This is a genomic window from Variovorax sp. J22P240 (assembly GCF_030316855.1).
Taxonomy (GTDB): domain Bacteria; phylum Pseudomonadota; class Gammaproteobacteria; order Burkholderiales; family Burkholderiaceae_C; genus Variovorax.
The window spans coordinates 156,209-175,388 of sequence record NZ_JASZYR010000013.1 but is presented as its reverse complement, the minus strand read 5'-3'; the positions used below and the strand labels follow the sequence as shown (position 1 = coordinate 175,388).

16 protein-coding genes are annotated in these 19,180 nt (G+C 66.4%); 13 read left to right on the top strand and 3 right to left on the bottom strand.

Features of this window, described 5'->3' with window-relative positions; genetic code table 11:
• The coding region (locus QTI24_RS24795) for a helix-turn-helix transcriptional regulator (protein WP_286604028.1) at window positions 1–528 on the top strand (528 nt) is incomplete at its 5' end.
• A 317-nt stretch (window positions 529–845) separates the two neighbouring features.
• Window positions 846–1,313, top strand: coding sequence for a phasin family protein (locus QTI24_RS24790; RefSeq protein WP_286604027.1), 468 nt, complete (start codon window positions 846–848; stop codon window positions 1,311–1,313).
• 332 nt (window positions 1,314–1,645) lie between these two features.
• On the opposite strand, the gene QTI24_RS24785 is transcribed toward QTI24_RS24790, so the two are convergent.
• Entirely contained in the window at window positions 1,646–1,957 is a 312-nt protein-coding gene (locus QTI24_RS24785; protein WP_286604026.1) for a polyhydroxyalkanoic acid system family protein, read from the bottom strand.
• Between the two features lie 744 nt (window positions 1,958–2,701).
• Window positions 2,702–5,779, bottom strand: a complete 3,078-nt coding sequence (locus QTI24_RS24775; RefSeq protein WP_286604024.1) for a CARDB domain-containing protein — start codon at window positions 5,777–5,779, stop codon at window positions 2,702–2,704.
• Window positions 5,780–6,881: 1,102 nt separating this feature from the next.
• Between QTI24_RS24775 and QTI24_RS24770 the strand changes: the two genes are divergently transcribed.
• Entirely contained in the window at window positions 6,882–7,850 is a 969-nt protein-coding gene (locus QTI24_RS24770) for an ABC transporter substrate-binding protein (protein WP_286604023.1), read from the top strand.
• Window positions 7,851–8,070: 220 nt separating this feature from the next.
• On the opposite strand, the gene QTI24_RS24765 is transcribed toward QTI24_RS24770, so the two are convergent.
• Window positions 8,071–8,973, bottom strand: a complete 903-nt coding sequence (locus tag QTI24_RS24765; protein ID WP_286604022.1) for a LysR family transcriptional regulator — start codon at window positions 8,971–8,973, stop codon at window positions 8,071–8,073.
• 118 nt (window positions 8,974–9,091) lie between these two features.
• Here QTI24_RS24765 and QTI24_RS24760 point away from each other — a divergent pair, with 118 nt between their 5' ends.
• Genes QTI24_RS24760 through QTI24_RS24715 form a run of 10 tightly spaced genes read left to right on the top strand, consistent with a single transcriptional unit; the run spans window position 9,092 to window position 19,121 of the window.
• Window positions 9,092–9,964 carry a cysteine hydrolase family protein gene (locus QTI24_RS24760; protein ID WP_286604020.1) on the top strand — a complete coding sequence of 291 codons (873 nt, stop codon included), beginning with the start codon at window positions 9,092–9,094 and terminating at the stop codon, window positions 9,962–9,964.
• Between the two features lie 2 nt (window positions 9,965–9,966).
• Complete coding sequence (locus tag QTI24_RS24755; RefSeq protein ID WP_286604019.1) at window positions 9,967–11,004, top strand: ABC transporter substrate-binding protein; 1,038 nt, start codon at window positions 9,967–9,969, stop codon at window positions 11,002–11,004.
• Between the two features lie 21 nt (window positions 11,005–11,025).
• On the top strand, window positions 11,026–11,817 hold the full coding sequence (locus QTI24_RS24750; protein WP_286604018.1) for an SDR family NAD(P)-dependent oxidoreductase: 792 nt from the start codon (window positions 11,026–11,028) through the stop codon (window positions 11,815–11,817).
• A 17-nt stretch (window positions 11,818–11,834) separates the two neighbouring features.
• Window positions 11,835–13,295, top strand: coding sequence for an allantoinase AllB (allB, locus tag QTI24_RS24745; RefSeq protein WP_286604017.1), 1,461 nt, complete (start codon window positions 11,835–11,837; stop codon window positions 13,293–13,295).
• Window positions 13,292–14,410: a cyanuric acid amidohydrolase gene (gene atzD / locus QTI24_RS24740; protein ID WP_286604016.1), complete on the top strand. Its 1,119-nt coding sequence runs from the start codon at window positions 13,292–13,294 to the stop codon at window positions 14,408–14,410. The genes allB and atzD overlap by 4 nt, the downstream gene beginning before the upstream one ends.
• An 8-nt stretch (window positions 14,411–14,418) precedes the next feature.
• On the top strand, window positions 14,419–15,315 hold the full coding sequence (locus QTI24_RS24735) for an ABC transporter ATP-binding protein (RefSeq protein ID WP_286604015.1): 897 nt from the start codon (window positions 14,419–14,421) through the stop codon (window positions 15,313–15,315).
• The gene (locus QTI24_RS24730; RefSeq protein ID WP_286604014.1) at window positions 15,312–16,091 is read left to right on the top strand and encodes an ABC transporter permease; all 780 of its coding nucleotides are present in this window, start codon (window positions 15,312–15,314) and stop codon (window positions 16,089–16,091) included. Before QTI24_RS24735 ends, QTI24_RS24730 begins: the two co-directional genes overlap by 4 nt.
• Before the next feature lie 44 nt (window positions 16,092–16,135).
• Entirely contained in the window at window positions 16,136–17,185 is a 1,050-nt protein-coding gene (locus QTI24_RS24725; RefSeq protein ID WP_286604012.1) for an ABC transporter substrate-binding protein, read from the top strand.
• Window positions 17,182–18,690, top strand: coding sequence for an amidohydrolase family protein (locus QTI24_RS24720; protein ID WP_286604011.1), 1,509 nt, complete (start codon window positions 17,182–17,184; stop codon window positions 18,688–18,690). Before QTI24_RS24725 ends, QTI24_RS24720 begins: the two co-directional genes overlap by 4 nt.
• Before the next feature lie 20 nt (window positions 18,691–18,710).
• The gene (locus QTI24_RS24715; protein ID WP_286604010.1) at window positions 18,711–19,121 is read left to right on the top strand and encodes a DUF3830 family protein; all 411 of its coding nucleotides are present in this window, start codon (window positions 18,711–18,713) and stop codon (window positions 19,119–19,121) included.
• Window positions 19,122–19,180: the final 59 nt, after the last annotated feature.

The window sequence follows — 19,180 nt, the reverse complement described above, 5'->3', positions numbered from 1 at the left end:
GGTGCTCGACGCGTTGCCCGCAATGATCCATTTGCGGCCCGCAACCCAGTCGAATTTGACTTCGCTCTGTGCGTGTTGCGCGAGCCATCGTCCGGCTGCCAGGCGGTGCTGCTGCGCCTGGCCGAACTGATGTTCGTCGAGGTGATTCGGCATCACCTGGAAACAATGGACGATACGCAGACCGGTTGGCTAGCCGGTCTGCACGATCCGCTGGTCGCGCGCACCCTGTCACTACTGCACGGCGCACCAGCCATGCGCTGGACGTTGAAGGATCTCGCGGCCCAGGCCGGCGCATCACGTTCGGTGCTGGCCGAACGCTTTGCGCATTTCGTCGGGCAACCTCGAATGCAGTACCTGACCCGCTGGCGCATGCAACTCGCGACCCTCCCGCTCGCCGAGCCTGGCGCGAGGAAGGTCGCCGCGGTGGCCGAGGCAGTCGGGTACGAGTCGGCGGCGGCCTTCAGCCGCGCATTCAAGAAGTGCGTCGGCATTGCCCCTGCCGCATGGCGACTTCGCGAAGCGGACTGATCCACGAAATCCAATTGCTACGGACGTCTGCTTGATCGGCATGAATCTAGACTGACCCGATGTGCGGTCCGGGCAGCACACCCATGATGTGCTCCGACGAAAGGGGCCGATGCGCATCGGTCGATGTGTTACGTTCTACACTCGCCCGAGCAACGGCTGGAGCCCGTTGGACGGGTCCAAGCGCAAGAAGCCCATGTCCAACCAAACGGCATCTGCACGCAGGACGCACCGACGACAAAGACCGCACAGACCCGGTTCCACCGCACCAGCCGGCGCAGCTTTTGCGCCCCATCCCAACCCTCTAAAGGAGATAAATCATGGCGACTGAGATCAATCCGTTTGGCAGTATCGCTACGATGTTCGAGCAGTTCAAGATGCCGGGGGTGATCAATCCATTTGGCAATATGGCGACGATGCTCGAGCAATTCAGGATGCCAGGTGTGGACATGGCGTCGATGGTCGAAGCGCAACGGAAGAACGTCGAGGCGCTGGTCGAGGCCAACAGGCTGGCGTACCAAGGCATGCAGACAATGGTCCAAAAGCAAACCGAAATGTTCGCGCGGGCAATGCAGGCATTGCAAGCGGCCGCCGCCGCCAGTGCTGGCGCCGATCCTACGAGGCAAGCCGAGATTGCCCGAAGAGCCTTTGAGACGGTAGTGGCCGACATGAGAGAGCTTGCCGAGATGGCGCGGGAGTCGCAGTCGGCCGCGATCGCCCACATGACCGAGCGAGCCAACGAGCACATGCAGCAATTCACAAAGCAAATGCAACCCAAGAAGGGCTAGAGAGGGGTGGGCCTTTACGACAAGCGCCGCGGACACACCAGTGCGCGCCGCATTCGCGCTGAAGCGGGAGAATGCCCACGACCCCTACTGGCAGGCGCTTCGACTCCTGGCCGAGATGCTGCCGGCCGGCAGCCAAGCCAATGATCGCCGCGCTCACGGAGGAGAACGGGCGAGTTCGATGTGAATGAGGAGCCTGTTTCGATGGATGTTGCCGCGAGTCTGATCGAACGGGCGCACCGGGAAGGGCTCCTATATGCGGATGGACTTGCCGATCAACCGGCCGAGGAAACTGGTGAGGCGCGAGCGGCGCTTCGTTCGCTGCAGAGCCCGCGCTATTTCTTTGTGAGCAGCCGTTGTCCCACATTCTGCAGCCGTTCCTTAAGGCCGCTGGCGATCACGCGGAGGACACCGGGCAACTCAATTTCCATGGTTACCACAGCGTCGAGCACGTGGATGACCCCAGAGACAGTCTGACCCATCGCCGCGACGCTGAAAGTGAGCCGGTCATCATCCCAGCGCTCAGTGCGGACCCCGCCGTTGCCGGGCAACAGGTTGAGAATTTTCGCGAAACCGGCTTCGATGCGACGGCGTGCCTCAGCGCGACCGAGCTGATGTGGAACGCTAATGATGATGGGCGGCGCCATGCGCCTAGGGTGCCGCGAATCGGCGTGCCGGGCAAGGGGCTTGCAAGAGGACACTCGGACTTGCTGGGAGCGCCATGCTCGCACGGTCACCCGTCCAGAGGTTGCTCCAAGAAAATGCGCAGCATTTCCGCGCTCACGTCCGGTCGAGTTGGGTCTGCGGGATCAGTCGGCGAAAGTGCGAAAGTGTGAGCCGTTGCGGATCGCGAACGCGCTGACGATGTCTTCCGTTGTGGTGCGGCGAAGTTCGCGTCGCTCCGCGATGTCATCGCGTCGGCCGCGGTGCAGCGTGCTGCGCTGTCCCACAACACAGGGGCACCAACCTGCCATTCATGTCTGTAGAAGAACTCGCGCTGCGTCGCATGTTCGAGCAGGTCCGACAGGTAGATACGGCCTTCGGCAGGCGGCCGGACCCGGAGGCGTCTGCACAAGCTGCCACACGGTCGGTCGGATCGCCTTCGTCTGATCGTCCGTGTAGGCCTCGTCGCCCAACAGGATCAGGGTGTGCAGCGCGTAGTGCTCCGCGCTCAAGGTCTCGGCTTCCTCCTTGAGCTACTCGGGCAATGCGTCGTAGGCGACACGCAAGTCGGCAAACCCGGTCCGGCCGCCCCAGCTTGGAATCACCAGAGCCTGCAGCATCGAACAGGCCGCCCGCGGAGGCATTGCTATTGCGATAGAACCGTTTCAATAATTGAAACGCACGATGGCGCGGCCGGCGAGCCGCCGGCGGGCGCGAAGGGCTTCAGCTCACAAGGCGATGCCGGGACAGGAGCCGCTCACCTCATTGTTGGTCTCGTTCGACTCGTCCATTACCGAAGTGGCATCCACGGTGATGACGAAGCTGCAGGGCGATTCGCCGACGAAGCACTTGTTCGGGATCATCGCCTCCAGCATCACTTCGCCGCCGACGGGGATCGGGGGGGTCTCGATCTGGAGCGGCGGATTGTTCTTGAACACGACCCGGGTGATGGACTTTGGCGCATCGCCCTCACCCTGATTGCGCACCACGATGCGCAGGGCGTCCGCCTTGTTGCCGCCCGTAGTGCTGAAGCAAAAGTTCTGCGGCAGTTGCCCGAGCCTGTCGACCGGCGGGGGCGCGAACGCCGGCAACGGCACCAGATCCGGCAACCGCGGCTTGCCCGGCGGCGGCGGATCGTGCCGGGCGATGCGGGGCTTGACGTACTCGATGTCGAGCGTTTCCACATGCTTGTCGGCGCCAGCTGCCGAGTAAACCGCGACCACGTCGAGTTCGACGACGCTCTCGATCACCACGAAGCCCTTGAGGAAGCAGCCTCCAGGCAAGCCCACGCGGCGATAGATGTCGGCGCAATCGATCTCCAGTGCTTCGTAAGGGCCGAGGGTATTGAACGTGAATTCGGTGACGTGGCCGGGCCGCTCGCCCGGCAGCGCGATCGCCACGTTCTTGCGGAAGCGGATCTTGCGGTCGGTCGGGTTGTGGATGTTGATCGCGGTGAAATAGGCGCCGGGCGCTACCGGGCCGCAGTCGCCCGAACATGACGATCCGGCCGAGCCGCAGACGAACTTCACGCTGTATTGAACCGGATAGGGCGAGACGGTCAGGTCGCGCTGTCCCAGGTTGTTGTCGAACGGCACCAGCCGGCGCGTCGCCAGCGATCCGGTGACGGTGTCGGCGTTGCTGGTGTCCTTGGGTGTGGAGGTGCTCATGAGAATCGACGCTCCTGAGGAAGTTGCGGGTGTCCACTCGAACGGGCCGACCACGACGCTGCTTCCCGGCGCGATGGCCCCGGGGATGGGCAACTCGGGCGACGCAAGAGGTGCAAAGTCATTCGGCCAGACCGCAACGCCGCCCTGCGGTCCGCTGAACGCCTTGACGGTCACGGCCGCGGCCGGCAGGGTGCCGCGGTTGTGCACCCTTGCGTACAGGTAGGCAGGAGTCCCCACCAGCGGGTTCTGATGCGTGGTTCCCGCGTCGGGCTCGAGGCGCGACCAGATGCCGGGGGTGTGGGTGAAATCGTCGAGCCACGGGTATTCGCCCGCTCGCCCGTCATCGATGTAGACGTCGACCTCGGGCGGTTCGCCGCCAAAGGCATCCTGCTTCTCGAACGCCCATCGGACCACCTTGTGAAAGGTACCGCCGGGCTGGCCGGCGAACGTCGTCGTGGCCAGGTCGGCCTCGATCAAGTCGGCCGCGAAATCCTCCGCATTCGCCGGCTGGGTGACCGGCGTCTCGGAGCGGACGGCGGCCAGTATCAGGTAAGTCATGTACCGGGCCGCGAATTGCCGCTCCGTCAGGTCGTTGCTGTCGCCCCCGAGCGACCGGTAGGCGCGGAACCCCGTTGTCGACAGAATCTGCTCGCTCGAATAGCCGCCGGTGTCGTTGGCACCCCCCCAGCCCCAGCCAGCGGCCACGTCGCGGTCGTGCCGGCGATCGATGCTGTTGAACGGGAAGGTGTCGAAGCGATCGGGCGCTTTGGAGCTGGGGTCGCTGAGGATCACCGCCAAGGTGTCGCCCACGCCATGGACGAAAGTGAAAGTGCCGCTGTTGATGTTGTTGCGCAGCACCGAATGCCCGAACTCGTGGATGACGACCCTGCGGTCGCAAGCGATACCGACTGGACAACCGTTTTGCGCCAGGCCGAAAGTGAACTTGGTGGTTCCATTGCCCGTACCGTAGTGGTGGGCGTTGACGGCGCCGCCCTCGCCCTGGTGGTCGGTGGGAACCGGAAACACGGTGCCGGGAAAATAGTTGACGAAGCCCATGTCCGCCACCATCCGGTACAGGGCGTCCATGTGGTGATAGGCGTTCACGGCGGCGAAATCGTCCGTCGGTGCAGAAAAGTCGAACTGGCAGGCCGGGAGGACCGCCGTCGGCGGAGCGATGGCCGGGGCGTCGGTGTCGACGATTTCGATGAACTCGCCCCGAAGCGCTTGCGGATCGCCCAGCATCGCAGGCGGCTGAAGCCCGGCGAGCGCCACCTCCTCGCCCAGCGGGTCTAGCGTGGCGGCGGCTGCACACGGTGTCTGAGCGAGATCGCCCGAGATCGTGACCGGGTCGTCGCGGAAGACGCTCCCGGTGCAGCTCTCGACGAACGCGCGCAGATAAAGAACGGCGTCGGTGTCCCACTCGAGCAGCGCGCGCCAGTGCAGATGGCCCCAGTCCGGCAGCTCGAGCGAGAACTCGACGTTGCGCACGACGTAGTGCCGCCCGGCCACGATGCCTTCGGGAAGCCGCGGCAATTCCAGCGTCGGCGAGGATTCGGGCTGGCCCTCCTCGTGGGCACTTGGTTCGAAGCGCAGCTTTGGCAGGTAGCGGTAGATTGCCAAGCCGACAGTCCCGACCAATTCAGGCTGGGCATCCTCCTTTGCAAGCCCGAGCGCCTGAGCCAAGCGCTCACTGCTGAACTTGCCGGCTTCTGCCGTCGATGCTGCGAGCGGCTTCTGGTCGAGCTGAATGTCGAGATGCAAGGTGCTGTGCACGCCGATCACGGCCGAGAGGTCGCTGTGCATCTTGACTGACAGGCCCGCTTCGAACACCGGCAGCCCGGCGTAGGTCTGGGCGTACGAGACGACCGTGGTGTGGGTGTCTGCCCTCACTACGGACAATTCCAGACCGGTCTGGGCGGCAGCGTTGCCGGCCCGGACGGCCGATGCCAGCGTGGCGAGCGAATTCGCGCTCAGCCCGAACTGATCGCCGAAGCGCTCCAGATACCATGCCGCCAGCGTGACGGGACTTGCCGGTACGAACCCGCTGGGCCGATAGGGAGCGCGGGCATGGGAAACACGACGCACGATCTTCTGCTTGTCTCTGAAGATCTCGGTCTCTGCAGGCAAGATATTGGCCATCTCGAAACCCATTCCACCGCGGTGCGTATTGGCTGGTGCCCGAATCGAGTTGGCCAGCCCTGTTGACGGAGCCATCTGGAGATTGCTCCCGGATCTCACACACCGTCAAGGCGTCCAGCCAGGCAATGTCCTCAATAGGGGGGGCTGGCGGGTTCAGCCGACTGCGAGCCGCACCGGCTTGCCAATTCGGTCCAGCATCTCCTCCAGCGGTCGACGGTGGACTCGCTTGTTCTTTTGTTGACCGCATCGGATACGCGCGAACCCGAGACAACCAAAATCTCGGCGGCTTCGGCCTCGGCGAAGAAGGCGTTGACCTGGGGTGGCCAAATTCGGGGGCGCTTGAAATTGTGTATGTCTTGGCCGTTGACGACTGCGGGAGTACGTCCAGCACAAGCTCGCCGGGGCCCAAGCGCACGCGTCGCGCTGCCAGCGACTTCACGCAGACCTGCACACGCTCGGAGCAGCGCCGACGAGCATTTCAGGACTGCCGCCGCAGCCGCCGCACTCCGCGCAGATGACGGCGCCAACGCAAGGGCCCAGCAAGCCATTCCGAGAAGAAGGCTCCGGCGAAGGAACAGTCGCCAAGAAGAAAAAGAAGAACGACCCACCCGCGGTGAAGCAGGCGAAAAAGACTGTCAGGGTGTCGAATCGTTGATTAACCGTCGCTGCACGCCGTCGCGAACAAACCAGAACAAGCCTCCAAGGATCCAAAAAGGGGCGCCGGGACAATCCATCCCAGGCAGTTCGACGTCAAGGAATTCGAGCGCGCCTTGCTCAAGGCGTGCAGATCAAGGACGCCTGTCTCGTCAGTTTCGATCAGAGAGCGCATCAAGGTCTTTCGAACTTGCCCGCCCAGTCGCTTTTTTCGGAGGTGAGCGGCCTTCGGCCGCGGTTTGGGATGCCGTGTTTTCGGCATGACCTGCCCAGCACACTCTGGCGGTGTCACTTAAGCCACGTCGAAAGTTTGCACCAGAGCCGCATTGAGTCCACCTCAAATACCGCGTGAGCGCTAGCGTGAAGGCTGGCTGCGGACGATACTGGCTTCACTCCGGGTGACGGAGAACAAGGATCCCGCGGAGTGACCAGACTCAGAAGAAACCTCGTGGCGCTCGCGATCGGTGCAGCCTGTGTCTCGCACGCCGCGCTCGCGCAACGACCATCATCGAAGGTGTTGCGCATTGGATACCTGGACACCACCTCGGCGAGCATCGCAAGCGTCCGGCTGGAGCGACTGCGGGCGGGCCTGCGTGACCTTGGATACGTCGAAGGCCGGAACATCGTCATCGAGCCCCGATGGGCAGAGAGCGAGTACGCGCGACTTCCCGATCTCGCGGCAGAGTTGTTGAAGGAGAAACCGGATGTGATCGTGGCCGCGGGACCCGCAGCCATCCGGGTCATGCGGCAAGCTACGACGACCCTGCCCATCGTCTTCGCAGCGAGCGGCGATCCCCTCATGTTCGGCTTTGTTCAGAGTCTGTCGCGGCCGGGAGGCAACGTGACCGGGGTGTCGAGCGTCGGCGGCGACCTCAGCTACAAGTACCTGGAGTTTCTGCGCGATGCGATTCCGCGCCTCTCAACCGTGGCCGTCCTGATGAATCCGGGTCATCCGGGCCATCCTGTGTACTTGAGAAACATCCAGGTGGCTGCCCGGAAGGCGATACGGGTCCTTCCGCTCCAAGCGGCGAGCGCCCAGCAGATCGAGGCTGTCTTCAACTTGATCAAGCAAGAACAAGATCGGGTGCAAGCCCTGATCGTGCTTGGGGACGGGTTGTTCTTCTCAGAGGCGCGAAGGATCGCCGAACTTGCCGTCCAGCAGAAATTGCCCACGCTGTTCTCGACCCGGGAACCCGTTCAGGTCGGCGCGTTGATGAGCTACGGCCCGAACCTGGGGGAGCAGTTTTACAGGGCAGCAAGCTACGTCGACAAGATTCTCAAAGGCGCGCACCCCGGGGATTTGCCTGTGGAGCAACCCACGACGTTCGAATTGGTCATCAACCCCAGGACTGCCAAGGCGATCGGGTTGGTCCTCCAGAAAGGCCTGCTGTTGCGCGCCGATGCTCTGGTTGAGTGAGTCTCCTGGCTGCCGCGCCGAAAATGGAAAGCATCCGGAAGTCGTAGAAGAAAGCCAATCTGATACCGGCCACGCGCGCCGTTTGCCTTTGAGGGTTGCTTTCGTAGTCGCAGATTTGCCGTCGCAAAAAATGGAAAGTAAATCTGGTACTTCGCATCCGCGCAAACCAGTGCATGTCGTTCTTAGCGACGGGTGCCCACGCTGTCTCCGACGTGGCTTCCTAACCCCCCAGATTCCCCAATCTCTTCCGCAAAAACTCCGCAAACGCATAAGCGATCACCGGAAGTTGTCTTCCCCGCAAGCTTGCGAGCACCATCTCCCCTCTGGGAAACCCGCGATCCTCGATGTCGCGCGCCACAATGTCGCGGTCGTCCCAAGCGGCGCCGATGGCCATCTGGAACGAGATCGACCGCCGGTCATCCAGGCAGCCGCGCAGAAACTCGAAGCTGTTGCTTTCCACCATGGCGTTGAGCTTCGTCGAACTGCGCGCCAGGAAACGTTCCAGCAACTGACGACCTCCGGTGTCGCGGTTCGGCAGCACCACCGGGTACTCGGCGCAGTCGCGCAGGCGCAGTGATGACGCGCTGCCGGCGGCGAGCGGATGCCTTGCATGCAGGATCGCCATGAGCTTCTGCTCGATCACGATCGCGCGCTGGATGTCGGCCTCTGGCGCCAGGTTGAACACCAGCGCCAAGTCGGTCTCGAAGCTGCGCAGCGCGCGTGCGGCCTGCACGTGGTCGCCGATGTGGATGTCGAAGGCGACCAGCGGATGCGTCTTCCGGAAGTCGCTGATCACCCCCGGCAGGAACCTCGGCGCCAGCGCCTGGCTCGCCACCAGGCGCACGCTTCCGCGCCGCAGGCCCTGCAGCTCCTCGATCTCCGAGCGGACGCGCTCCAGGTCGGCGGCGCGGCCGCGGATGTAGCGCACGAACAGCTCGCCGGCCGCCGTCAGCCGCATGCCGCGCGGCAGCCGCTCGAAAACCGGCGTGCCGAGCTCGTCCTCGATGTCCTGGATGCGGCGGTTCACCGCGGAGGGCGCGACGTGCAGCCGCTCGGCCGCCTGGCGTATCGAGCCCACGCGCGCCACTTCGTCCACGTAGCGCAGAAGACGCAAATGGTTCATGCGGCGCATCTTGCAACGATCGTGCCTCGAATAAGCGTTGCCGTTTCGGCAACGCAGCAAGCGCGATAAAGCGTCGGAGCGGTGCACTGTCGGGCACGTCGCGTGCATGACATCGGGCATGAAAGCCCCATCGCGTCCCTCACGCCCCAGATTGGCGCCCAACCTGCCTCCATCGAGTGCATCGTTCGGCCCGGCCGCGCACAACGCCTGGCACTTGCAGGACGGAAACCGCGTGAGCTTCGTGCGCAAGGCACGCAAGCCGCGGCCGTTGCTGATCGCCGATGCCGCGCCACAGGCCGTCGAGATCGACCTGGCGCGCACCGCGCTGCTCGTCGTTGACATGCAGAACGACTTCTGCCACGCCGAAGGCTGGTTCGCGCAGAAGGGCCTGGGCACCAAGGCCGCGCGCAAGCCGATCCCGATGCTGCAAGCGCTGTTGCCCGCCTGGCGCGATGCGGGCGGCGCGGTGGTGTGGCTCAACTGGGGCATTCGCGCCGACAAGCGCAACCTCGGCCCCACAGTCCAATTCAAGGGCAAGCGCACGGCCGATGGCGTGGGCTATGCCGAGCACTCGCCGCTCGACCATGGCCCCTCGCTGGTGCAGGGCTCGTGGGGCGCACAGGTCATCGGCGAGCTGTCCGTGGCGCCATCCGACATCGGCGTGCACAAGCACCGCCTCAGCGGCTTCTGGGACAACGAGCTCGACACCCTGCTGCGCCAGCAGGGCATCACCACGCTGCTGTTCGCCGGCATCAACACCGACCGCTGCGTGTTCTCGACGCTGCAGGACGCCAACTTCCTCGGCTACGACTGCGTGCTGCTGCAGGACGCCTGTAGCACGCCGTCGCCGGCCTACGTGACCAAGGGCGTCCTCTACATCGTGCAGTTGCTGCACGGCTTCGTCGCAAGTGCCGCTTCGTTGCTGCGCGCCCTTCCAGCCGCTTCTTCCGCCCCGTCTTCCACCTCTTCTTTCAGACCCAAGGAGTCCTGACCATGAAATTCGCTTTCCCACGCGCCCTGCTGTCCGCCTGCGGCCTCGCGCTGGCGCTGGCCGCACTGCCCTCCGCGGCGCAGGTGCCGATCAAGGTGGTGCTCAACTGGAAATACGAAGGCCCGCAGTCGTGGTTCTTCCTGGCGCAGGACAAGGGCTACTTCAAGGAAGAAGGGCTCGACGTCACGATCGACCAGGGAGAAGGCTCGGCCGCGTCGATCCCGAAGGTGGCTGCGGGCGCCTACCAGGCCGGCTTCGGCGACATCAATGCGCTGGTCGACCTCGCGTCCAGGCGCCCGGCCGACGCCCCGGTGGGCGTCTACATGCTCTACAACACGCCACCGTTCACGCTCGTGGTGAAAAGCGACAGCCCGATCAGGACGCCGAAGGATCTCGAAGGCAAGACCGTGGGCGGGCCGGCCAACGATGGCGCGCTCAAGCTGTTCCCGGCCTTCGCCAAGATCGCCAGGATCGACGCCGCCAAGGTGAACATCACCAACATGGCGCCCAACCTGCGCGAGCAGATGCTCTCGCGCGGCCAGATCGACGCCGGCTTCGGCTACGTCACCACCGTCAGCTTCAGCGCCAAGGGCATGGGACTCGACCCGGCGAAGGACCTGCGCTTCATCCGCTACGGCGACTACGGCATGGACCTGTACTCCAACACGGTGTTCTTCTCGAAGAGCTTCGTGAAGCAGAACCCGAAGGCCGTGGCCGGCTTCGTGAAGGCGCTCAACCGCGCGGTGAAGGAAGTCATCGCGAACCCGGATGCCGGCGTCGACTACGCGATCAAGCGCGAGCCCCTGCTCAAGCGTGAGGTCGAGAAGGAAAAGCTGCTCGCCACGCTGAAGAACGACATGAGCCACCCCGAGATCGCGCGCATCGGCCTCGGTGACGTCGACGACGCGCGCCTGGGCAAGGACATCGCGATCGTCGTCGAAGCCAACGCGCTGCCGCGCACGCCCGAGCCGGGCGAGATCTTCGACCGCAGCTTCCTGCCGGCACGCGCCGATCGCCCCTCCAACACCACCACCAACTGACCCCGCACAGGAGACCTGCACATGGACTTGCAACTGAAAGACAAGGTGACCCTCATCACCGGCCCCGCCAAGGGCATGGGCGCCGCCGTGACGCTCGCCTTCGCGCGCGAAGGCGCCAGGCTGGTGCTGGCCGGCCGCGACACCGCCGCCATCGAACCCGTGGCCGCCGAGGCGCGTGCGCTCGGCGTGCAGGCCATCGTGGTGCCCTGCGACCTGACCGTGGCCGCGCAGACCGAGGCGCTGGCCGCGCATGCGCTCGAAGCCTTCGGCCATGTGGACGTGCTGGTCAACGTGGCCGGCGGCTCGGGCCCGATCGGCAAGACCGGCTGGGAAACCACCACCGAGGAATTCAACGAGATCGTGCAGCTCAACATGACCGGCTGCTTCAACACCATCCACGCCATCCTGCCGTCGATGATCGCGCGCCGCAGGGGCAAGATCGTCAACGTCGGCGGCACCTTCGGCCTGCGCGGGCGCGCCGGCCGGCTCGCGTACTCGGCTTCCAAGTGGGGCCTGCGCGGCATCACCAAGAGCTTTGCGCTCGAAGCCGGCCCCTACAACATCAACGTCAACAACGTCGCGCCCGGCATGGTGGACGGCCCTCGCTTTCGCGAGAAGGTGTGCGCCAACATGGCCGAGAAGATGGGCATCACGCTCGAAGAAGCGATGACGCGCCATGCCGCCGACTACGCGCTCAAGCGCGTCTCCACCGATGCCGACATCGCCAACGCCTGCCTGTTCATGGCGAGCGAGGTGTCGCGCCAGATCACCGGCGTCGACCTGCCCGTCGACGGCGGCTGGGCCGCACTCTGAACGCGCGAGGACATCCCATGACCAGAGAAGTCGACCTCGTGATCCGTGGCGCCCGCGTGGTGTCGCCGGACCAGATCATCGAAGCCTCGGTGGCCATCGCCGGCGAGCACATCGTCGCCGTCGGCCACGACGACACCATGCCGCCCGCGCAAGCCGAGATGCGCACCGACGGCCTCTACCTGCTGCCCGGCGCCATCGACAGCCACGTCCACTTTCGCGACCCCGGCTATCCGAACAAGGAGACCTGGAAGACCGGGTCCGCCGCTGCCGCGATGGGCGGCGTGACCACGGTCTTCGAGATGCCCAACACCAACCCGCCGACCGGCACGGTGGAGGCCCTCCGGATCAAGCTGAAGGCGGCCGAATCGTCGTACTGCGACTTCGGCATCCACGGCCTGCTGGGCGACGAGAGCATCGACCAGCTCGAAGCGCTGCTCGATGCCGGCGTGACGAGCTTCAAGGCTTTCGTCGGCAACACCTTCGGCAACCTGCCGGCGCCGACCGACGGCGCGCTGCTCGAAGGCTTCGAGATCCTCGCGCCGCTGGGCATCCGCACGGTGGTGCATGCGGAGAACTCGTCGATCCTCTTCCGCCGCCAAAAGCACCTGCAGAACGCCGGGCGCATCGACTCGATGGCGCACCTGGCGGCGCGGCCGGCGGTGGCCGAGATCGAGGCGATCAACCGCGTGCTGACGCTCGCCGAGTGGACCGGCGCGCGCGTGCACATCGCGCACCACAGCGCAGCGGATTCGCTCTACCTGCTGCGCGAGTTCAAGAGCCGCGGCGTCGACGTCACGGCAGAGACCTGCCCGCAATACCTGCTGCTCAACACCGACCACATGCTCAAGCTCGGCGGCGTGATGCGCGTGAACCCGCCGATCCGCGAAGCCCGCCACAACCAGCCGTTGTGGGACGCGCTGATGGACGGCACCCTGGACATGATCGCGACCGACCACGCGCCGCACACGCCCGAGGAGAAGACGCGCGAGAGCATCTGGGAATGCGACTGCGGCTTTCCGGGCGTGGAAACGCAGATGCCGCTGATGCTGACCGAGGTGAATCGCGGCCGCGCCTCGCTGATGGACTACGTCCGGTGGAGTTCGGTGGCGCCGGCCCGGGCCTGGGGGCTGTACGGCACCAAGGGCGTGATCGCGCCCGGTGCGCATGCCGACATTGCCTTCGTCGACATGGCGCGCGCGGGCACGCTGTCGCAGAACAAGCTGCAGAGCATCAGCAAGATCTCGCCGTGGAACGGGCGGGCGGTGCAAGGCTACCCGCTGCACACGCTGCTGCGCGGGCGCTTCGTGATGCGCGACGGCAAGCTCGTCGCCGACGCGGCGGGCTGGGGCCGTTCCGTCAAGGGCATCCAGAAGATGCCGACCCCGAAGCCGCGCAACATGGAGCACTACAGCAGCGCCATCATCGACGCGCCCGAGGGCATTCCGGCGAACGCCGCGCCGCTGGTGGACGCCCTGTGAGCGCCGCACAGAAAGTCGACGTGTTCCGCGTGCCCTGTGAAGGGCCGGCCGACCTGTCGGGCGTGCAGGCACTGGTCGATGCGAAGCGCCTCGACCCCCGCCAGATCGTCGCCGTGATGGGAAAGACCGAAGGCAACGGCTGCGTCAACGACCACACGCGCGATTTCGCGGCCACGGCCTGGTGTCACTTCCTGGCGCCTCACCTCGACTGCACGGCCGCGCAGGTGCATGAGCGCGTGGCGCTCGTGATGTCGGGCGGCACCGAAGGCGTGCTGTCGCCGCACTTCACGGTGTTCGCGCGCGGCCGCGCCCATGCGGCGGACCTGACGGACGAGAAGCGCCTCGTGGTCGGCATCGCGCACACGCGCGACTTCGCCGCGGAGGAGCTCGGGCGCATGGCGCAGGTCGAGGCCACTGCGGAGGCAGTGAAGGCCGCGATGCGCGACGCCGGCATCGACGACGCGGCGGACGTGCACTTCGTGCAGGTCAAGTGCCCGTTGCTCACGTCGGCCAAGATCCGCGCGGCGCAGGAGCGCGGCGCGGCCACCGTCACGCGCGACACCTACGAGTCGATGGGCTGGTCGCGTGGCGCCTCGGCGCTGGGCGTCGGCCTCGCGCTGGGCGAGTTCGCGGCCGTCGACGACGCGGCGATCCTGCATGACGGCGCGCTGTTCTCGGCGCGGGCCTCGGCCTCGGCCGGCATCGAGCTGGACGGCAACGTGGTCATCGTGCTCGGCGAGGCGGCCGGCAGCGCCTCCCGCTTCCGCATCGCGCACACGGTGATGCAGGACGCGATCGACGGCAACAGCGTGCGCCGCATGCTGCGCGAGCGCTTCGGGCTCGACCCGGAGGACGATGCGGACGTCATCGCGTCGCGGCTGGTGAACCTGCTGGCCAAGGCCGAGGCGAGCCCCGGCGGACTCGTGCGCGAGGCACGCCACACCATGCTCAACGACTCCGACATCAACTCCACGCGCCACGCGCGTGCGGCGGTCGGCGGCGTGCTGGCTTCGGTGGTCGGGTCCACGGCGCTCTACGTGTCGGGCGGTGCCGAGCACCAGGGGCCGCCCGGCGGCGGGCCGGTCGCAGCCATCTTCGCCATTCCATCCCTCTGAAAGCTGCCATGAGCAACGCCTACATCCAACTCTCCGACGTGATGCTGCGCTACGGCGGCGGCACCATCGCACTGGACCACACGACGCTCGGCATCGACGAGGGCGACTTCGTGGCGCTCGTCGGCCCGAGCGGCTGCGGCAAGTCGACCATCCTGAAACTCGTGGCCGGCCTCCTGCGGCCCAGCGCGGGCGCCGTGATCGCGGGCGGCCGCGAGGTCGGCGCTGCAGGGACGCTGCCCGGTGGCGGCACGCATGCGTCACAGGCGCCGCGCCTGCGGATCGGCCTCGCGTTCCAGAACCCGACCATGCTGCCGTGGCTCACCATCCGCGACAACGTGATGATTCCGCTCAAGATCGTCGAGCCGTTCCGCCAGCACTTCGGCAAGAAGAAGCATGGCGAGTACAAGGACCGCGTCGAGGCCTTGCTCGCGCAGGTCGGCCTCAAGGGCTTCGGCGACAAGCGGCCCTGGCAACTCTCGGGCGGCATGCTACAGCGCGCGTCGCTGTGCCGCGCGCTGGTGCACGACCCCGAACTCCTGCTGCTCGACGAGCCCTTCGGCGCGCTCGACCAGTTCACGCGCGAGGAGCTGTGGGACATCATGCAGAAGCTGTGGATGGACCGGCGCCCCACGGTGCTGCTGGTGACGCACGACCTGCGCGAGTCCGCCTATCTCGCCAACCGCATCTGCGTGATGAGCTCGCGGCCCGGCCGCATCCTGGAGACGCGCGAGGTCGGCTTTGCCCGGCCGCGAACGCTGGAGAGCAGCTACGCGCCCGAGTTCGCCACGCTGGTGCAGCAACTGCGCATGCGCATCGCCGATGCACGGCGCGATGGCGATGCGACCCCACCCGCTGCCGCCGCGACCACGACGGCGACCGCCACGCTGGAAGAGGTGACGGCATGAACCTCTCTCCTCGAACCCGCCAGCGCCTGCTGTCCGCCGGCGCGCTCATCGGCTTCTTCGTGCTGTGGGAGCTGGTCTGCCTGGCCTTCGGCGTGTCCGACCTGATCCTGCCGCGGCCGAGCCAGATCGCGAGCGTGCTCATCGAGAAGATGTCACTGCTGTGGCCGCACGCGGTGCAGACGCTCTACACCACCTTCGCCGGCTTCGTGCTCGGCGTGCTGGCGGGCATCGTCATCGGCGTCGTCATCGGCTCCTCCAAGCTTGCCTACGACGTGACCTATCCGCTGCTGGTCGGCTTCTCCAGCATCCCCAAGGTGGCGGTGGTGCCGCTCTTCGTGGTGTGGTTCGGCGCCGGCACGGTTCCGGCGATCCTGACCTCGATGGTGATCAGCATCTTCCCGGTGGTGGTCAACGTCGCGACCGGGCTCGCCAGCACCGAGCCCGAGCTGGAGGACGTGCTGCGCGTGCTCGGCGCCCGCAAGCGCGACATCCTCTGGAACGTCGGCCTGCCGCGCACGCTGCCCTACCTGTTCGCGTCGCTCAAGATCGCGATCACGCTGTCCTTCGTCGGCACGGTGCTGGCCGAGACCGTGGCGTCGAACAAGGGCATCGGCACCGTGATGATGATCGCGAGCGGCAACTTCGACGTGCCGATGGTGTTCGCCGGACTCTTCCTGCTGGCCGCGATGGGCGTGGCGCTCTACGCCGTGTCCTCGCTGGTCGAACAGCGCATGACCGGCTGGACGCAGCGCAAGACCGACATGGCGATGGCATGAGCACTCCGCGGCCCCTTCCCTCTTCATCCCACCCTGGAGCCTCCATGCACCATCGACTCTCGCGCCGGTCCGCGGCCATCGCCTTCGCCGCACTGGCTTCGCTCGCCGCATGGCTGCCGGTTCCGGCCGTCGCGCAGCCCGTCACCCCCATCAAGTTCGTGCTCGACTGGAAGCTGCAGGGCATCCACGCCTGGTACTACCTGGCCGAGGACAAGGGCTACTTCGCTCAGGAGAAGCTGGCCGTCACCATCGACCAGGGCGACGGCTCGGCCGCTGCCGTGACCAAGGTGATGGCCGGTGCCTACCAGGCCGGTTTCGGCGACGTCAACGCGATCATCCAGAACGCCGTCGCCAAGCCGGGCACGGCACCGGTGATGGTCTACATGATCTACAACCGCGCGCCCTTCGCGCTGATCGCGAAGTCGACCAGCCCGATCAGGACGCTGAAGGACCTCGAAGGCAAGACGCTCGGCACCGTGGCCGGCGGCGCGGCCTCGCGGATGTTCCCGGTGATCGCGGGCAAGGGCGGCGTCGATGCGGGCAAGGTCAAGTGGACCAACGTGGCGCCGAACCTGCAGGAGCAGATGATGCTGAAGGACCACGTCGACGGCTCCGCGGTGTTCTCGGTCACCAGCTACATGAACCTGGTGGCGCAGGGCATCGACCCCGACAAGGACATCCGCTGGTTCCACTACGGCGACCTCGGCGTCGAGCTGTACGGCAATGGCGTGCTGGTGTCGCAGAAGCTCATCAAGGACAACCCGCAGGCCGTCGCGGGGCTGGTGCGTGCCATCCACAAGGGCCTGCGCGATACGATCGCCAACCCCGACGCCGCCATCGCCGCCCTCATGAAGCGCGAGCCGCTGCTGAACAAGGACCTGGAGAAGCGCCGACTCATGTACACGCTGAAGACCGTGATGCTCACACCCGAAGCCGCCGCCATCGGCCTGGGCGACGTGAGCGATGCGCGCTTCGCGCGCTCACTCATCCAGGTGCAGGAGGCATTCGAGCTGCCCCGCGTGCCGACCGCAGCCGAGGTCTTCGACCGCCGCTTCCTGCCGCCGCTGGCCGAACGCAAGGTGGCGGCCCCATGACGACGCCTGCAGCGGACGCCAGCTTTCTCGACTGCGCCTGGCTGCTGGCCGACCCGGGCGAGGAGGCTGCGCGCCGCGATGTGCGTATCGGCCTGTCGGAGGGGCGCGTGGCTTCCATCGAGGCACAGCCGGGCGCGGGCAGCGGCCGTCGAAGGCTGGCACTGCCGGCGCTCGCCAACGCCCACGACCATGCGCGCACATTTCGCAGCGCCACGCTGGGTGCGTTCAACCAGCCGCTGGAAAGCTGGCTGCCCTTTCTCGGCGTGGTGCCGAGCATGGACCCCTACCTCTGCGCCGCGACCTCGTTCGCACGCTCGGTGCGCAACGGCGTCGGGCACCTGATGGTTCACTACACCCGCGTGCAGGGCGGCATGCCCTACCTGGACGAGGCGCGCGCCGTGGCACGCGCCGCGCGCGATGTCGGCGTGCGCATCGGCTTCGCGGTGGCGATCCGCGACCGCAACGGCATCGCCTACTGCGACGATGCCACGGTGCTGACTGCGCTGCGCCCCGGCATCCGCGACGCGGTCGCGAAACGGCTCGGCGTGCAACCGGTCGCGCCCGCGCAGCAGCTCGCGCTGGTCGACGAGGTCGCCGCGATCGTGCAGGAAGACGGCTGGAGCGACCACGTCACCGTGCAGTACGGCCCCACGGCCGTGCAGTGGTGCAGCACGCCGCTGCTCGAAGCCATCGCGCGGGCTTCGGCCGACACCGGCCGGCCGGTGCACATGCACTTGCTGGAGACCCAGTACCAGCGCCAATGGGCCGACCGGGTGCATCCGGACGGCATCGTGAAATTCCTCGACGGCATCGGACTGCTCAGCCCGCGCCTCACACTGGCGCATTGCGCCTGGGCGCGGCCGGATGAGCTGGCGCTGATTGCCGAACGCGGCGCGACCATCGCGGTCAACACCAGTTCGAACCTGGGCCTGAAGTCGGGCATCGCTCCCTTGCCCGACATGCTCCAGCAGGGCTGCCGCGTGGCCATGGGGCTGGACGGCATGGCCTTCGACGAGGACGACGACGCGCTACGCGAGGCGCGCCTCGCCTACGCGCTGCACCGCGGCTGGGGCTTCGACACCATGATGACGCCCGGGCAGCTCTGGGGCTTCGCGTCGCGAAACGGCCCCCGCAGCGTGTCGGGCTCCGACGCACCGTCGAGCGGCCGCATCGCCCCCGGCGCATCGGCCGACATCGTGCTGCTGGACTGGGACGCGCTCGATGACGATGCCCTGTTCGCCGACACGGACCCGCTCGACCTGCTGCTGGCGCGCGGCAACGGCACGCACATCGCGGACGTGATCGTCGGCGGCCGCACCGTGGTCGAGGCAGGCCGGGTGACCGGCATCGACGAGGCTGCGCTGCGCGCCGAGTTGCTCGCGCGCACGCGCGCCGCCCTGGCCGCCGACGCCGCGCACCGCGGCTGGCGCGCCACCGTGAACGCGCTTGCCCAGGACCTTGCCCCCTTCTATCGCGACGGCCGCATGGGCGGCTGTTGCGGCTGACTCCCAGGAAACACCGAGACATGACCCGCATCAAGATCACCGCCGGCGGCTTCGACTTCGTCGCCGTCACTCATCCCGACGCACCGCTCACCGTGGCGGCGTTCTCCAAGCTGCTGCCTTACCGGCAACGGCTCATCCACGTGCGCTGGAGCGGCGAAGGCTGCTGGGTGCCGCTGGGCGAGTTCCAGCTCGGCGTCGGCTTCGAGAACCACACGAGCCACCCGTCGGTGGGCGACATCCTGTTCTACCCGGGCGGCTACAGCGAGACCGAGATCATCCTGGCCTACGGCGCCTGCAGCTTCGCGAGCAAGATGGGCCAGCTCGCTGGCAACCACTTCCTGACCATCGTCGAAGGCAAGGAGAACCTGCGTGCGCTCGGCACCAAGGTGCTGTGGGAAGGCGCGCAGGACGTGCTGTTCGAACTGGATTGAGCCGCCATCTTCGCGACCACGGAAAAAGGGAGCAATGAGCTCTTGCGATTTCACTACCC

Coding starts and splice junctions, on each gene's coding strand:
- QTI24_RS24790 (WP_286604027.1), top strand. CDS start 846: ATGGCGACTGAGATCAATCCGTTTGGCAGTATCGCTACGATGTTCGAG.
- QTI24_RS24785 (WP_286604026.1), bottom strand. CDS start 1,957: ATGGCGCCGCCCATCATCATTAGCGTTCCACATCAGCTCGGTCGCGCT.
- QTI24_RS24775 (WP_286604024.1), bottom strand. CDS start 5,779: ATGGCCAATATCTTGCCTGCAGAGACCGAGATCTTCAGAGACAAGCAG.
- QTI24_RS24765 (WP_286604022.1), bottom strand. CDS start 8,973: ATGAACCATTTGCGTCTTCTGCGCTACGTGGACGAAGTGGCGCGCGTG.
- QTI24_RS24760 (WP_286604020.1), top strand. CDS start 9,092: ATGAAAGCCCCATCGCGTCCCTCACGCCCCAGATTGGCGCCCAACCTG.
- QTI24_RS24755 (WP_286604019.1), top strand. CDS start 9,967: ATGAAATTCGCTTTCCCACGCGCCCTGCTGTCCGCCTGCGGCCTCGCG.
- QTI24_RS24750 (WP_286604018.1), top strand. CDS start 11,026: ATGGACTTGCAACTGAAAGACAAGGTGACCCTCATCACCGGCCCCGCC.
- allB (WP_286604017.1), top strand. CDS start 11,835: ATGACCAGAGAAGTCGACCTCGTGATCCGTGGCGCCCGCGTGGTGTCG.
- QTI24_RS24735 (WP_286604015.1), top strand. CDS start 14,419: ATGAGCAACGCCTACATCCAACTCTCCGACGTGATGCTGCGCTACGGC.
- QTI24_RS24730 (WP_286604014.1), top strand. CDS start 15,312: ATGAACCTCTCTCCTCGAACCCGCCAGCGCCTGCTGTCCGCCGGCGCG.
- QTI24_RS24725 (WP_286604012.1), top strand. CDS start 16,136: ATGCACCATCGACTCTCGCGCCGGTCCGCGGCCATCGCCTTCGCCGCA.
- QTI24_RS24720 (WP_286604011.1), top strand. CDS start 17,182: ATGACGACGCCTGCAGCGGACGCCAGCTTTCTCGACTGCGCCTGGCTG.
- QTI24_RS24715 (WP_286604010.1), top strand. CDS start 18,711: ATGACCCGCATCAAGATCACCGCCGGCGGCTTCGACTTCGTCGCCGTC.